This window comes from Yoonia sp. BS5-3, from assembly GCF_038069655.2.
In the GTDB taxonomy this organism is placed as follows: Bacteria; Pseudomonadota; Alphaproteobacteria; order Rhodobacterales; family Rhodobacteraceae; genus Yoonia; species Yoonia phaeophyticola.
On record NZ_CP150951.2, the window covers coordinates 3,488,570 to 3,502,361 of the forward strand.

Below are 13,792 nucleotides of genomic sequence, written 5' to 3' on the forward strand. Positions count from 1 at the left end.
TAGAAAAGGGATATTAACACTTTCTTAACAAATAGGTAGACTCCGCCATGCAAAGCTATGTCATGAACACACTCTTGTTTGGTGTTGTGATGCTGGGGATCCTGTTTTTTGCCAATCGTGAGATCAGCACGATCGTGCCTGAACAGGCTGCGACACAAGAGCTGGTCGTTGATGATTTGCTGATGGGGCATCGCAGCTTTGACGGACGGATGCGCTTTGGGCAGCTGACCTTTCACGGGGCGGCGTTTACATTTGAAGACAAGGACGACCCCAGCACATTTGTGCCCTACAACTTTGCTTATCTGACCGATCGGTTCAGCCAGACCCCGCGTATGGACGGCAATGTGATCGCCCCATTTTATGCACAATATGATGCGGCGTTTTCCATCGACTCCGGGGTTCTGACAGACACTTGCGTCAACCCGCGCCAAGATGAAACCGAAGGGGCTGACAGTATCGCGCTCAAAAATCCCATCCTCTGCCAAATTGCCTCCGCGCTGCCCGATCAGGCCCCGGCCATGATCGGTGTACTCCAATCTGAGGATCCGGCGGCGGCGTTCACCGACGCTGACGCCACATGCCGCGCGGAAATCGCGCTATGGCGCAACCAGCCCGGCTTTGAAGAGATCAAGATCATGTTCTGCGCAATTGTCGATGGCACAGGGATCGAAGACGGGCAGCCCGCAGGGGATTGGATGGATGTGATCGTCTATCAGCAAATCAGCGACGTGACGCTTGCAACGCTGCGCGGCGCAGGGCGCAATATGTAGCGTAATCATCATTGACGCGCCGGAGCCCGCAGCGTATCTCGGGCCCTGCTGCGGGTATGGTGAAAAGGTATCACGAAAGCTTCCCAAGCTTCAGTTACGGGTTCGATTCCCGTTACCCGCTCCATCAAACATTCAAATATAGATGAGAGGCCCCATGCCGCAGATTACCCGCAAGCATACCAGCCCACGGATGAGCCAATTGGTGATCCATAACGACATCGCCTATCTGGCCGGTCAGGTCGGCATTCCCGGCGCGTCAGTCACTGATCAAACCAATGATATCCTTGGGAAAATTGATGCGCTTCTGGCTGAGGCCGGAACCGACAAAACCAATCTTTTGACGGCACAAATCTGGCTGTCAGATATCGATACACAATTTGCAGAAATGAACGCAGCATGGGATGCGTGGGTTCCAGAAGGTCACGCCCCCGCGCGCTGGACCGGAGAGGCCAAACTGGCCACCCCTGATTTTCACGTGGAAATCATCGTAACAGCCGCGATTTAAAGAACGAACATCGCGACCAACCCTGCGATACCAATCGGCAGCGACATGGGAAGAACGGGCGATCCCCAAATTTTCCATGCGCTGTCTTCCGAGGCGTAGGTTTTGCGCAGTTGCTTGATGACCAACGCGCAACCAATCATCGCACCAACAAGGACAAAGAAAGTCACAATCGCCTTGCTGATCGGCACGAATAAGGCAACGCTGGCCAGCATCTTTACGGCACCAGCGCCGATGCCAGCGGTCGCATATAGAAAAATGCCGCCCGCAAAAACGGCGGCAGCAAAGGCAAGCTGCCAAAGCATCGCAACCTTATCGCCAGCAACGATAAACAGCACCGCAAATAGCGCCAAAGGTGCCACTGTCAGCAAATTCGGAATACGCCCGGTCCGCATTTCGATCACCATGGCAGCAATCAACACTGCGGCCATCGCGTAGGTCACCAATACAACAATCATCAAACGCCACTCCTTTGTAAGAAATCCACCAATGCTGCGGTGGACCCGTCTTTATTCGCGGCAGATTGCGCACCTTCGACGATGGGTTGCAAGGCAGTAGCCAGTTCCTTGCCCAATTCGACACCCCATTGATCATAGGAATTGATGCCCAGCACCGCGCCTTCCACAAAGACGCGATGTTCGTAAAGCGCAATGATTTGCCCCAGCACAAAGGGTGTCAGCTGCGGATAGGCAATGGTTACAGATGGCCGGTTGCCCGGAAAAACACGGTGACGGGCCTGACGGTCGAGCTCCGCGCCGCTGAACGTATCGGCCACCTTTGCGCGGGCCTCATCCAGCGTACGGCCACGCATCAAGGCCTCTGATTGGGCCAGACAATTGGCAACAAGCAATTGATGCTGATGATGCAAATCATCCTCATGGCCGCGCGCGGCGACCAGGAATTCGCATGGGATCACACGGGTGCCCTGATGGATCAGCTGATAAAAGGCGTGCTGACCATTCGTGCCCGGCTCGCCCCAGACAACGGGACCACTTGGCACATCAAGATCAGCGCCATCCATGCTGACGCCCTTGCCGTTACTTTCCATCTCAAGCTGTTGAAGATAGGCCGGTAACCGACTGAGAAGATTATCATAAGGCAGAACCGCGCGGGTGGCATGGCCGCAAATTTGGTTGTGCCAGATACCTACCAAAGCCAGCAAAGCGGGCAGGTTTTCCGCCCAATCTGCTGCTTGAAAATGCCGGTCCATGGCCTGCCCGCCGCGCAAAAAAGCGCGAAATGCATCTGGCCCGATGGCGATCATCAGCGATAGGCCAATTGGGCCCCACATCGAATAACGTCCGCCGACCCAATCTTCGAAACCAAAGACACGGGCCCCATCAATGCCAAAGGCGGCTGTCTTATCTTCCGCCGTGGAAAGGGCCGCAAATTGCGCGCCGGTATCAACAACCTTTTCGGCCATCCAGGCCTGCGCCGTCCGGGCATTGGTCATAGTCTCAATCGTGGTGAATGTCTTGGACGCGACAATCACCAGCGTTGTTTCAGGATCACAGCCGCGCAGGACGCCCGCGATATCGGCGGGGTCAACATTGCTGACAAAATGACAGCGCGGCCCGTCATGATAGGGCGCAAGCGCTTTGACGGCCATCGCCGGACCCAGATCAGAACCGCCAATCCCGATATTGACCACATCGGTAATCTGACCGCCCTGCCCTGCAAAACCGCCGCTCCGTACCTCAGCGGCAAAATCAGCCATGCGGTCCAGCGTTTCCAAAACACCTGGCATCACATCGGCGCCGTCCACCAGAACCGGGCCGCCATCAAGATTGCGCAACGCGGTGTGCAACACCGCGCGGCCTTCGGTTTCATTGATCGGCTGGCCGGTGAACATCGCATCGCGCTTAGCCGCGACACCTGCCTTCTCCAGCAGTTCGATCAGCAGCGCCCGGCCTTCGGTATCGATATTTGTCTTGGCATAGTCCAGCACCATATCGCCCGCCTGTGCGGTGAAATCTGCAGCGCGGTCTGCATCAACCAAGGTTTCAAATCGGCGGTCTGCGACCTTTGCATGATGTGCCTGTAGATCATTCCACATGGTCTAACGCTCCGCCCAATGGACTGTTGTGCCGTTCAAAATAGCTGAAACCGGGGCTTCTTGCGCAGGCAGACCCTGCGCCTTTTCAAGCGCCGCGCGCTTTTCCGCACCGATAATCACCAGATGGCGGGACATGGCCGCATTCAGCACCTTGGCTGACAGGGTGATGCGCGGCTCAGGCGCGCCTGGCGCGCGCATCGCGACCAGCAGATCATCACCCGCCAAGGCCAGATCAAGCTGATCGGCGCCAGGAAAAATCGAGGCCGTATGCATATCCGCGCCCATCCCCAAAAGAACAACCGATAGCGGCAGATCATCAGCAAGCGCCGCCGCAAGATCAGGCAGTTTTTCCTCGGGTGTCGGCGCATCAGCATAAAGCGGAACATACTGCGCCGCACTAGCCTTATCCGTCAGCAGGCGTTCGCGCAAAAGCCGTGTGTTTGAGCGGTCGGATGTTTCGGGCACCCAGCGTTCATCCGTCAACATCACATGCACGCGCGCCCAATCCAGGTCAGCCGCGCACAGACTGTCAAAGATGGGGCCCGGCGTTGTCCCCCCCGGTACCGCGAGCGAGGCGGTATCATGGACCAGCAGCGCATTCTTCAGCTCGCCCGCCAATGTGTCGGCCAGCTCCATCATCATGATTTCTGCGTCCGGGTATTCGATCAATTTCATTCGCGAGGCTCCCTTGGGTCGTTATAGCGCGTCAGCGGCATCTGTATGTACAGGATCTGTACGCATTATGTACGCGGAACATATGCTGGCAATCAGGCTTTGATTTCCCGCCATTTGCGATTGTCCCGATGCAGCAACATCATCGCATCCTCGGGCCCGGCAGAGCCTGCATCATACTGCTTTGGCACATCATTGCGCGCTTCCCAGCCCTGGATCAGCGGATCAGTCCAGGCCCAAGCGGCCTCAACCTCATCGCCGCGCATGAACAGGGTCTGGTTGCCCCGGATCACATCCATGATCAGCCGCTCATAAGCATCCGCAACCTCCGCCGCGTCATCGCCCAGCGCCTCGGCAAAGGTCATATCAAGCGGGACATCGATCAGACGCATGCCGCCCGGCCCGGGCTCTTTGATCGTAACTTGCAAATCCATGCCTTCATTCGGCTGCAAACGGATCGCTAGAATATTGCGGTGGCGGGCCTGATCCCCCTCAAAGATCGAATGGCCAAGGTCTTTGAAAACAACGGCAATTTCAGATGACCGGGCCTTCATCCGCTTCCCAGTGCGCATGTAAAACGGCACGCCAGCCCAGCGCCAATTGGCGATATGGCATTTCATCGCGATAAAGCTTTCGGTAAAGCTACGCGGGTTTTCCGCATCTTCGCGGTAGCCCGGCTCATCCTTTGTCGCATCATATTGGCCGCGCACGATATGATGCGGCTCAACCGGCTGTAAGGCCCTGATAACTTTTAACTTTTCGTCTCGCACCTCATCGGCACCAAAGCGGCTCGGCGGCTCCATCGCAATTAGGCACAAAAGCTGCATCAGGTGGTTTTGGACCATATCGCGCATGGCGCCGGACTTGTCGTAATAGGCCCCGCGCCCACCGACGCCCACAGTCTCGGCCACGGTGATCTGGATATGATCGACGTAGTGATTGTTCCAAAGCGGCTCGAACAGCATATTCCCAAAGCGCACGGCCATCAGGTTTTGGACAGTCTCTTTGCCCAGGTAATGGTCAATGCGATAAATCTGGCTTTCATCGAAATGGGTCGCCAATGTCTGGTTCAGTGCGCGGGCACTTTCCAAATCTCGGCCAAAGGGTTTTTCAACGACAATCCGGCTTTTTGCGTTGGCGATCTTGTGGATATGCAACCGCTCGGCCAGGTCACCGAACAAAGAGGGGCCCACCGAAAAATAGAAGGCTTGCACCACATCCTGGCGGACCAAATTCGCCAGTTTGTCCCAGCCGCCTTCGCCCTTGGCATCAATGGCCACATAATCCAAGCGCTCAAGAAAGGCGTCCAAGCCTTTGCTATCTTTTGATTCTTCGCCGCCAAATTCGGCAACGGCTTCAGCAATCATCTGGCGATAACCAGCGGCATCCAGATCAGAACGGGCCGCGCCGATGATCCGCGAATCCTCTGGCATTTGTCCCGCACGGAACCGGCGGAACAGGCCCGGCAAGATTTTCCGACGCGCCAGATCACCCGTCCCCCCAAAGATGACCAGATCAAATGTTTCGACAGGGATGACGCGAGAAACCACAGCAAACTCCGCTTCATGGATAGTGACGTTAGCGCTAACGAAGACTGGCTACTTTATCTTCTACGCCAAGTCTACACCGATTGCGGTGCATCTGTGTATCTTGTTTTGATACTTGGCTGTCTTCCTAGGCTTCCAATTCGGCGTCCCAATAGAGAAAATCGACCCAGCTTTCATGCAGGTGATTGGGCGGAAATTTTCGCCCCACATTGTGCAATTGCGCCGCAACGGGCTGGCGCGGCGTTTTGGCAAGGCTCATCCCGCTTTCGCGCAAAGACCGGGACCCTTTGCGCAAGTTACAGGGCGAACATGCCGCCACGACATTTTCCCAACTGGTCACGCCGCCACTGGCGCGCGGCACGACATGGTCAAAGGTCAGCTCGCCTTTGGCGCCGCAATACTGGCAGCAAAATTCATCCCGCAAGAAAAGGTTAAACCGGGTAAAGGCCACCTGTTTTTGGGGCCTGACATAGTCTTTCAACACAACAACGGATGGAATGCGGATCATGGTTGAGGGGCTGCGCACGACCTCTTCATATTCGCTGACGATATCGACCCGGTCGAGCCAGGCGGCCTTGACCGCATCCTGCCAGGGCCACAGCGATAGTGGATAATAAGACAGCGGACGATAATCAGCATTCAAAACCAAAGCAGGATAATGCTTGAGCGCGCCCGGCTCTCTGACAAAATCCGTCCTAAAGTCACTTTGCGTCATGTCCAGTTCCCCATGCGGCCGGGTGCAGGAACAAGCAGTATACGGCGTTCCCGCAATCCTTATATGGAAGACTATATATCGCGTCAGTTTTGTGACAAGCCCCACAATATGCGGCAAAAGTGACCGCCATTGATGTCTTTCTTAGGCAACAGCCGCCAGATCCGTCAGAATGACGCCACCACGCCCGGACAGTTTGGCCTGTTCAAGCGCGTTTGACGCATCATGGAGCAATTCATCAAGCGGGGTGACCCCATCGGCTGGCACAGCCCCCAGCGATACGGTCACATGTAAAAGCCCCCAGGCGGTTGTCACCTGGATGCCGTCGCGCAACCGTTCGGCAATTGTCCCGGCGATATCCATGGGGGCCCCTGGCATGTAGATGGCAAATGTCGCCCCATCAAGCCGCCCCATAATATCCGTATCCCGTGTAGATTCGCGAAATTTCATCGCCAGCGCCATCAGGCACAGATCGCCCGTATCATGACCCAATTGCCGGTTGATCACCTTTAGCTGATCCACATCCAGCATCAAAAGCGCCCCGCTTTGCGGCAAAACCCGCGTAACACGGCGTGTAAAAGCGGCCCTGTTATAGACAGCCGTCAAAGCATCGCGGTTTTGCACACCATCAAGGCGCAGCTTATACTGACGTATCTGAACCGAACTCACATGAGCAATGGCCACGACGGGGGCCACAACCAAAGGCATTTGCAAAGCATATGACAGGGCCGACCCGCTGAGTTGCCAGTTCCCGATCAGATCAATGCAAAGGACCAAGGCAAGCGCCAACAAAAACAGACAAGCACCTTGTCCGATCTGCCAGCCGCGATGGGATGGCATCATAAGGTTCAAAAGTAACTTTTGTGCCATTTCAAGCGCCCACCAATGATCTGCAAATATGCAGCCATTACGTCCTGAAACTCATGACTAAGTTCTTAAGATTTTCGGAAAAACTTGCCTTAAATACACACCACTGTCTTGAGGCCGTCTAAGCACCTTACAAATCAGCTCATCCCAAGCCGGTCCCGCATGAATGCAAGCGCCACCGAAAGACCATCTGGCGCAATCCCGTGCGCCGTGCCTTTCATGATATGGGCGTAGACCTCTTTCCAGCCGGCCCCCTGCAGTGCCTCAGCCGCTTGCGGCAGGGATTGCGGCGGAACGACATCATCCTGATCCCCATGGATCAGCAGCACAGGTGGGCGGCTGATCGCCTCATCGGCAAGCAGCTCTGGCTCCAGAAGGCGCCCGGAAAACGCGACAATCCCGGCCACTGGGTCTTCGCGCCGCGGCAATACATGCAGCGCCATCATTGTCCCTTGCGAAAAGCCCAGCACGATCACCTGTTCTGGCAATAGATCCTCATCTACCATCACCCCATCCAGAAAGGCATCAAGATCAGCCGCTGCCCGATCAAGCCCAGCCCGGCTTTCTTCCTCGCTTGAGCCATCGATCCAAGGGATTGGGAACCATTGAAACCCCATGGGTGCGCCGATGCAGGCCTCGGGCGCATCCGGCGCGATAAAAAGCGTGTCTGGCAGATGTTCCCCCAGCGGATCCGCCAACCCGATCAAATCGGCAGCATTCGCCCCATATCCGTGCAGGAAGACCACGCAAGACCGTGTCTCGCCCGAAACCGGTTCGCGCCGCTGTGCGTCCAATGCCCGTGTCATCTGATACCTTCCCGTTGTTTGATATGCTTGTAGTAGGCCCACATGATCCGCGCCGCAACCGATCGCCATGGCGACCAGCTTTGCGCCATCGCGCGCAGCGCTTTTTCGCTAGGCCGCGCGGGCAGATCAAAGATCACCCTGGCCGCTTCCTGCAACGCCAAATCGCCCGGCGCAAACACATCGGCCCGCCCCAGCGAGAACATCACATAAATCTCGGCGGTCCAGGCCCCAATGCCGGGCACGCCAACCAATATCTTCATCACCTCATCAGATGGCAGATTGCGCAGCCCTGCATAGTCGATCCGCGCCGCAGCCAGGGCCTGCGCATAGCGCTGTTTCGGCTTGCTCAGCCCCAAAGCCCGCAGCTTGTCATCCCCTGCGCCCTGCACGGCGTCTTCTGTCAGCATATTGGCCGCAACCAGCCGCCCCCAGATCGCATCCGCCGAGGCGACGCTGACCTGTTGACTGACAATCGCATTGAGAAGCGCCGCAAACCCATCCGGCTTCAGCCGTAAGGGCAAGGGCTGCAGATCGGGAAGGATAGCAGCAAAGCGCGGCTCTTGCGCGCAAAGCCAATGCGCGCCTTCTTGCACGCAGCCATCCGCTTGGATCACTCGCTCTTGCACTGCTGCAATGCCCAGTCAACCGCCGCCGCAACCGTGCTCACCTGCGGCCAATCGCCCAAGGGCGGCCGCGCCAACATCAACACCGGAATGCCCAGCTGGTTTGCAGCCGTTAACTTGGTCCGGCTGGCCGCCCCACCCGCATTTTTCACAATCAACCAGTCGATTTTCAATTCCGTGAACAGCGCAACTTCATCCTCAACCGAAAAGGGTGGTCGCCCAACCAGGAAACGCCCCCCTGCAAAGGGGAATGGCCCCTCTGGTGGATCAATCTGCCGACAGATCACGTCGCGCCCCTGCAAATTGGCAAAACCCGCAAGCGATTGTCGCCCCGTACCCAAAAAAACGGTTGCACCCGGCGGGATATGCGCAGCCGCCTCTTGCTCGGCCCGGATATCGGTCCAATTGTCACCAGGCTCTGGCGTCCAGCCAGGCCGGAGGTATTGCAAAAACGGGATGCCCTGGGCCCGACAGATCTGCATAGTACGTGCGGTGATCCCGGATGCATAAGGGTGCGTTGCGTCCAGTACCGCCGTGATGGCGTTTTGCTGCAGAAAGCGCTCAAACTCCGCAGCTCCGCCAAAACCGCCGCGGCGGGTAGTCACAGGCAGCGGCTCAGGTTGGCGCGTTGCACCGGCAAGCGAGGCAATCACGTCTTGGCCCGCCAATTGCCCGGCAATCCGCCGTGCATCCCCGGTTCCTGCCAGTAAAAGCAACGTCATGCGCCTGCCCGTGCCAAGATCACCCCGGCCCTGTCGATCACCACGATATCAAAAACGATCCCGTCATAGGCCGCCTGCAATCGCGCCAAGGCTTGCCCCGCAACCATATCAGCCAAAGGGGCGCCAGCGATATTGTAAGCCTCAAGCGCGGTATTGGCCTGCGCAAGAGCCGGATTGCCCATCATCTTAGCAAGCCCAGCAAAATCCACCTGCGAACGTGAGGAATGCAGGTCCATTGCCCCTTGCGCCAATTTGGTGATCTTGCCGATGCCGCCCCCGATTGTCACCCGCTCAATCGGGTTTTTTGCCAGATATTTCAGCATCCCCCCTGCGAAATCCCCCATATCCAGCATGGCATGATCGGGGAGCTCATAAAGTTCCTGCACGATCCGTTCCGACGTCGCCCCGGTACAGCCCGCCACATGGGTCAGCCCGTCGGCGCGCGCCACATCAATGCCCCGATGGATTGAGGCGATCCAAGCCGCGCAGCTAAAGGGCCGCACGACGCCCGTTGTCCCAAGGATCGATATCCCCCCCACAATACCTAAACGCGGGTTCCAGGTTTTTTGGGCCAAAGCCACCCCGCCGGGCACCGAGATCGTGATGCAGATATCCGGTGCCTGGCCGTATTCTGCGGCCATCTGCACCACGACATCCTGCATCATTTGGCGGGGCACCGGGTTGATCGCAGCTTCACCTACGGCGATCGGCAATCCCGGTTTCGTCACGGTTCCGACCCCCTCACCGGCCTGAAACTGCACACCGCCTGATGATGGGCTGACACGCACGACGATCAAGGCACCATGGGTCACATCAGGGTCATCGCCCGCATCTTTGGTAATCCCGACCTCTGCCCAACCGTTTGCCGCATCTTGATGGGCGAGCGGAAAGCAGGGCGTCTCGCCCTTGGGCAAAGTGATCGTCACAGATGCCGGAAACGCAGGCCCCCAGAGTTTTTCCAACGCCGCCTTGGTGGCCGCTGTGGCGCAAGCCCCCGTCGTCCATCCGCGCCGTAAATCACCTGTGGGCTTCGTTCTCATCAGGCGGACTATAGGCAGGACAGCCGATGCCGCCAACGGCCAATTGCAGGTCGTTTGATGGCTTTTCATTAGGCGCTGGCAGCGGCATAAAGGCAGGCATGAGTAACGCTTTGTCCCTTCCCGGTTTTGACTGGCCGCAATTGGAGCCCGGCTGGGTCTGGCTTTGCGGCGCAGGTCCCGGCGATCCGGGACTACTGACACTGCATGCGCTCAATGCACTCAGCCAAGCCGATGTCGTCATCTATGATGCGCTGGTACAGGAACAGATCCTGAGCTGGGCGCCGCAGGCCGAACATATCTATGCAGGCAAGCGGGGCGGCAAACCATCGGCCAAACAACGTGATATCTCACTGCATCTGATTGAACTGGCGCAGAACGGCAAAAAGGTGTTGCGCCTGAAAGGCGGCGATCCTTTTGTATTCGGGCGCGGCGGAGAAGAGGCGCAGACCCTTGTTCAGCACGGTATTCCCATTCGGATCATCCCCGGGATCAGTGCTGGGATTGGGGGGCTGGCCTATGCCGGGATCCCGGTCACTCACCGCGATGTGAACCAGTCTGTCACCTTTGTCACCGGCCATGACCAATCAGGCAACACGCCTGGATCGCTGGACTGGACCAGCATCTCAAAGGGTAGCCAGGTCATCGTGATCTATATGGGGATGAAACATATCGCTCAAATCACGGCCAAACTACTCGCCGCCGGACGCAGTAATGATGAGCCTGTCGCAGTTGTCACAACCGCCACAACCGCAGAGCAACAGGTGCTTGAAACCACTTTGGGCCGCATAGTTGATGACATCGCCGCCAGTGGAATGGCCCCGCCCGCCGTTATTTGCGTCGGCCAATCAGTGCTGATGCGCCAAGTGCTTGACTGGCAAGGCATGGCTGCGGGCGCGCGCCCGCGCAATCTTGACCCGCTAGGGCGCGGCCGCCCGGCCGAGACGGCCTAGCCGATGGGCTGCACCGCCACATGAGCTTTATCATCGCCGCCCCCGCCTCTGGCAGTGGGAAGACGACGATTACCCTTGGGCTACTGCGCGCCATCAGCCGCAAGCACCCCATTCGCGCCGCAAAATCAGGCCCCGACTATATTGACCCCCGCTTTCATGAGGCCGCCTGCGGACAGCCTTGTCTGAACCTTGATGCTTGGGCCATGACACCAGACCGGATCAAGGGGCTGGCAAGCGGCGATCAGCCTTTGATCATTGAGGGGGCCATGGGTCTTTTTGACGGCGCGCCGCCTGACGGCAAAGGCGCCACGGCCGATCTGGCCCGTATCCTGGGGCTGCCGGTCGTGCTTGTGGTCGATGCGGGCAAAATGGCAGGCTCTGTTGCGCCCTTGGTGCAAGGTTTTGCCGCATATGACAGCCAAGTCCCAATCGCCGGGGTCATTTTGAACAATGTCGGCTCACCACGCCATGAGGCGATGCTGCGCCGCGCGCTGCCCCATTTTCGCATTTTTGGGGCAGTCCTCCGCCGTCCCGATTTGGCCCAACCCTCACGTCATCTGGGATTGGTACAGGCGCAAGAACGACCCGATCTGATGACATATCTCGATCAAGCCGCTGATATTGTGGCCGAAAACATCGATCTGGATCAGCTTTTGGCGCTGCCATCCCCGAACTGGGAAGGCGACCCGGCCAAGTCTATTCCGCCTCCGGCTCAGCACATTGCCGTCGCCCAAGATGCTGCATTTGCGTTCACCTACCCGCATATGCTGGCCGATTGGCATGCCGCCGGGGCGCAGATTTCCTTTTTCTCACCCCTGGCCAACGATCCGGTCCCGGATGCCGACTTCATCTATCTGCCCGGCGGCTACCCAGAGCTGCATGCCGGGCAACTTGCCGCAAACACCGTCTTTCTGGACAGCTTACGCCGCAGTGAGGCGCTGATTTATGGCGAATGCGGGGGGTATATGACATTGGGCGAGAGGCTGACCGATGCTGCGGGCCATGTGCATCATATGGCGGGGCTACTGCCACTGGCCACTTCCTTTGCCGCGCGAAAACTGCATCTGGGATACCGGCAATTGGTCTGTGATTGGGCACCACTGCAAGGCCAATGGGCCGGGCATGAATTTCATTATGCCACGACCCTTTACGCCGAAGGTGAACCGCTCTTTCAGGCCCGCGACGCCGAAGGAACCGCCCTTGCCGCAATGGGCCTGCGCAATGGCCGGGTCTGCGGATCTTTCGCACATCTGATTGATGCGGTTTAAAACTCGTTGCCTTGCCCCAAAAGCAAGCGTACCGATACCGCTATGACAGAAATTAACGACACCCGCGCGAAACGAAACGTGGCCGTGCTTGTGCTGGCGCAGGCGATCCTGGGCGCACAAATGCCAATGATCTTTGTCATTGGCGGACTTGCCGGCGGGCAGCTTGCATCGAATGTCTGCCTTGCGACCTTGCCGATCTCTTTCATCGTCTTTGGATCGATGACAACGGCCCCCTGGCTGAGCCCGCTCATGCAACACCGCGGGCGACGCTTTGGGTTCTTCGTTGGTGCAATCGCGGGGGCTGCCGGGGCGGCGGTGGCCGCATATGGGCTTTATGTCAGCTCATTCGCGATCCTGCTTGCCGGATCATATTTGACCGGTATCTACATGTCAGCGCAGGGTTTTTACCGGTTCGCTGCAACAGATTCTGCATCCGAAGCGTTCCGGCCAAAGGCCGTTTCCTACGTCATGGCGGGCGGGCTGCTGTCGGCCATCATCGGGCCAGAGCTGAACAAACATGTCTCAGACGCATTTGTGATCCCGTTTCTGGGCACGTATCTGACCATTGCCGTACTGAATGTCGTCGGCATGCTGTTATTCTTCTTTCTGGACCTGCCAAAGGGCAGCAAAACCGCCCCCGATCAGCCCTTGGCCGCCCCCCGCAGCCGTAAAGAGCTGCTGCGCGAGCCCCGCATCATCGTCGCGATGATTTGCGGGATGGTATCTTACGCGTTGATGAATCTGGTGATGACATCAACACCGCTGGCAGTGGTTGGCTGTGGGTTCACCACCGACAACGCCAATGACATCGTGCGCGCCCACGTGTTGGCGATGTTCGTCCCCTCATTCTTTACCGGTCATCTGATCGCCCGTTTCGGGGTTGAGCGGATCGTGTCAGCAGGTCTTGTGATCCTTGCGATTGCCGGTGTTGTCGCCTTGTCAGGTGTCGAACTGACACAGTTTTACGGCGCATTGATCCTGTTGGGGCTGGGTTGGAATTTCGGCTTTATCGGCGCCACAACCATGCTGGCCGGCGCCCACCGCCCCGAAGAACGCGGCGTGGTCCAAGGGATGAATGATATGGTCGTCTTTGGCATGGTGACGGTGGCGTCGCTGGCCTCGGGCGGGCTGATGAATTGCTCAGGCGGCACCGCAATTGAGGGCTGGAACGCCGTCAATTTGGCGATGGTCCCGTTCCTTGTGCTGGCGGGTGGCTCACTTATCTGGCTCGTGCGACAACCCAAAATGGCGACGTAG

The 13,792-nt window shown here is 57.8% G+C and carries 15 protein-coding genes and 1 tRNA gene; 6 read left to right on the plus strand and 10 right to left on the minus strand.

Annotated features, from left to right (window positions below):
• Window positions 1–47 precede the first annotated feature (47 nt).
• The 3 genes from AABB29_RS17615 to AABB29_RS17625 all read left to right on the plus strand — a co-directional run bounded on the left by AABB29_RS17615 (window position 48) and on the right by AABB29_RS17625 (window position 1,275).
• Window positions 48–770 carry a hypothetical protein gene (locus AABB29_RS17615; protein ID WP_341365673.1) on the plus strand — a complete coding sequence of 241 codons (723 nt, stop codon included), beginning with the start codon at window positions 48–50 and terminating at the stop codon, window positions 768–770.
• A 50-nt stretch (window positions 771–820) separates the two neighbouring features.
• Window positions 821–894, plus strand: a tRNA-Gly gene (locus tag AABB29_RS17620).
• A 30-nt stretch (window positions 895–924) separates the two neighbouring features.
• Window positions 925–1,275: a RidA family protein gene (locus AABB29_RS17625; RefSeq protein ID WP_341365672.1), complete on the plus strand. Its 351-nt coding sequence runs from the start codon at window positions 925–927 to the stop codon at window positions 1,273–1,275.
• Here the strand turns inward: AABB29_RS17625 and AABB29_RS17630 are convergent.
• The 10 genes from AABB29_RS17630 to AABB29_RS17675 form a co-directional block, all read right to left on the minus strand.
• On the minus strand, window positions 1,272–1,730 hold the full coding sequence (locus AABB29_RS17630; protein WP_341365671.1) for a prepilin peptidase: 459 nt from the start codon (window positions 1,728–1,730) through the stop codon (window positions 1,272–1,274). The two genes, AABB29_RS17625 and AABB29_RS17630, sit on opposite strands and share 4 nt — an antisense overlap.
• Window positions 1,730–3,328, minus strand: a complete 1,599-nt coding sequence (pgi, locus tag AABB29_RS17635) for a glucose-6-phosphate isomerase (RefSeq protein ID WP_341365670.1) — start codon at window positions 3,326–3,328, stop codon at window positions 1,730–1,732. The genes AABB29_RS17630 and pgi overlap by 1 nt, the downstream gene beginning before the upstream one ends.
• Before the next feature lie 3 nt (window positions 3,329–3,331).
• Window positions 3,332–4,003, minus strand: a complete 672-nt coding sequence (gene pgl, locus AABB29_RS17640) for a 6-phosphogluconolactonase (RefSeq protein ID WP_341365669.1) — start codon at window positions 4,001–4,003, stop codon at window positions 3,332–3,334.
• A gap of 92 nt (window positions 4,004–4,095) precedes the next feature.
• Entirely contained in the window at window positions 4,096–5,550 is a 1,455-nt protein-coding gene (gene zwf / locus AABB29_RS17645) for a glucose-6-phosphate dehydrogenase (protein ID WP_373636657.1), read from the minus strand.
• A gap of 124 nt (window positions 5,551–5,674) precedes the next feature.
• A complete protein-coding gene (locus AABB29_RS17650) occupies window positions 5,675–6,262 on the minus strand; it encodes an HNH endonuclease (RefSeq protein WP_341365668.1) in 588 nt (195 codons plus the stop codon).
• Between the two features lie 141 nt (window positions 6,263–6,403).
• Entirely contained in the window at window positions 6,404–7,129 is a 726-nt protein-coding gene (locus AABB29_RS17655; protein ID WP_341365667.1) for a GGDEF domain-containing protein, read from the minus strand.
• Between the two features lie 134 nt (window positions 7,130–7,263).
• Window positions 7,264–7,932, minus strand: a complete 669-nt coding sequence (locus tag AABB29_RS17660) for an alpha/beta fold hydrolase (RefSeq protein WP_341365666.1) — start codon at window positions 7,930–7,932, stop codon at window positions 7,264–7,266.
• Complete coding sequence (locus AABB29_RS17665) at window positions 7,929–8,546, minus strand: DNA-3-methyladenine glycosylase (protein ID WP_373636658.1); 618 nt, start codon at window positions 8,544–8,546, stop codon at window positions 7,929–7,931. The genes AABB29_RS17660 and AABB29_RS17665 overlap by 4 nt, the downstream gene beginning before the upstream one ends.
• On the minus strand, window positions 8,543–9,277 hold the full coding sequence (locus tag AABB29_RS17670; protein ID WP_341365664.1) for a cobalt-precorrin-6A reductase: 735 nt from the start codon (window positions 9,275–9,277) through the stop codon (window positions 8,543–8,545). The genes AABB29_RS17665 and AABB29_RS17670 overlap by 4 nt, the downstream gene beginning before the upstream one ends.
• Window positions 9,274–10,317 carry a cobalt-precorrin-5B (C(1))-methyltransferase gene (locus tag AABB29_RS17675; RefSeq protein ID WP_341365663.1) on the minus strand — a complete coding sequence of 348 codons (1,044 nt, stop codon included), beginning with the start codon at window positions 10,315–10,317 and terminating at the stop codon, window positions 9,274–9,276. The genes AABB29_RS17670 and AABB29_RS17675 overlap by 4 nt, the downstream gene beginning before the upstream one ends.
• 98 nt (window positions 10,318–10,415) lie before the next feature.
• Between AABB29_RS17675 and cobA the strand changes: the two genes are divergently transcribed.
• From cobA to AABB29_RS17690, 3 genes are read left to right on the plus strand one after another with little or no spacing between them, the layout of a single operon-like run.
• Window positions 10,416–11,267 carry a uroporphyrinogen-III C-methyltransferase gene (gene cobA / locus AABB29_RS17680; RefSeq protein ID WP_341365662.1) on the plus strand — a complete coding sequence of 284 codons (852 nt, stop codon included), beginning with the start codon at window positions 10,416–10,418 and terminating at the stop codon, window positions 11,265–11,267.
• Between the two features lie 20 nt (window positions 11,268–11,287).
• A complete protein-coding gene (locus AABB29_RS17685; protein WP_341365661.1) occupies window positions 11,288–12,535 on the plus strand; it encodes a cobyrinate a,c-diamide synthase in 1,248 nt (415 codons plus the stop codon).
• Window positions 12,536–12,577: 42 nt separating this feature from the next.
• Window positions 12,578–13,792, plus strand: coding sequence for an MFS transporter (locus tag AABB29_RS17690; protein WP_341365660.1), 1,215 nt, complete (start codon window positions 12,578–12,580; stop codon window positions 13,790–13,792).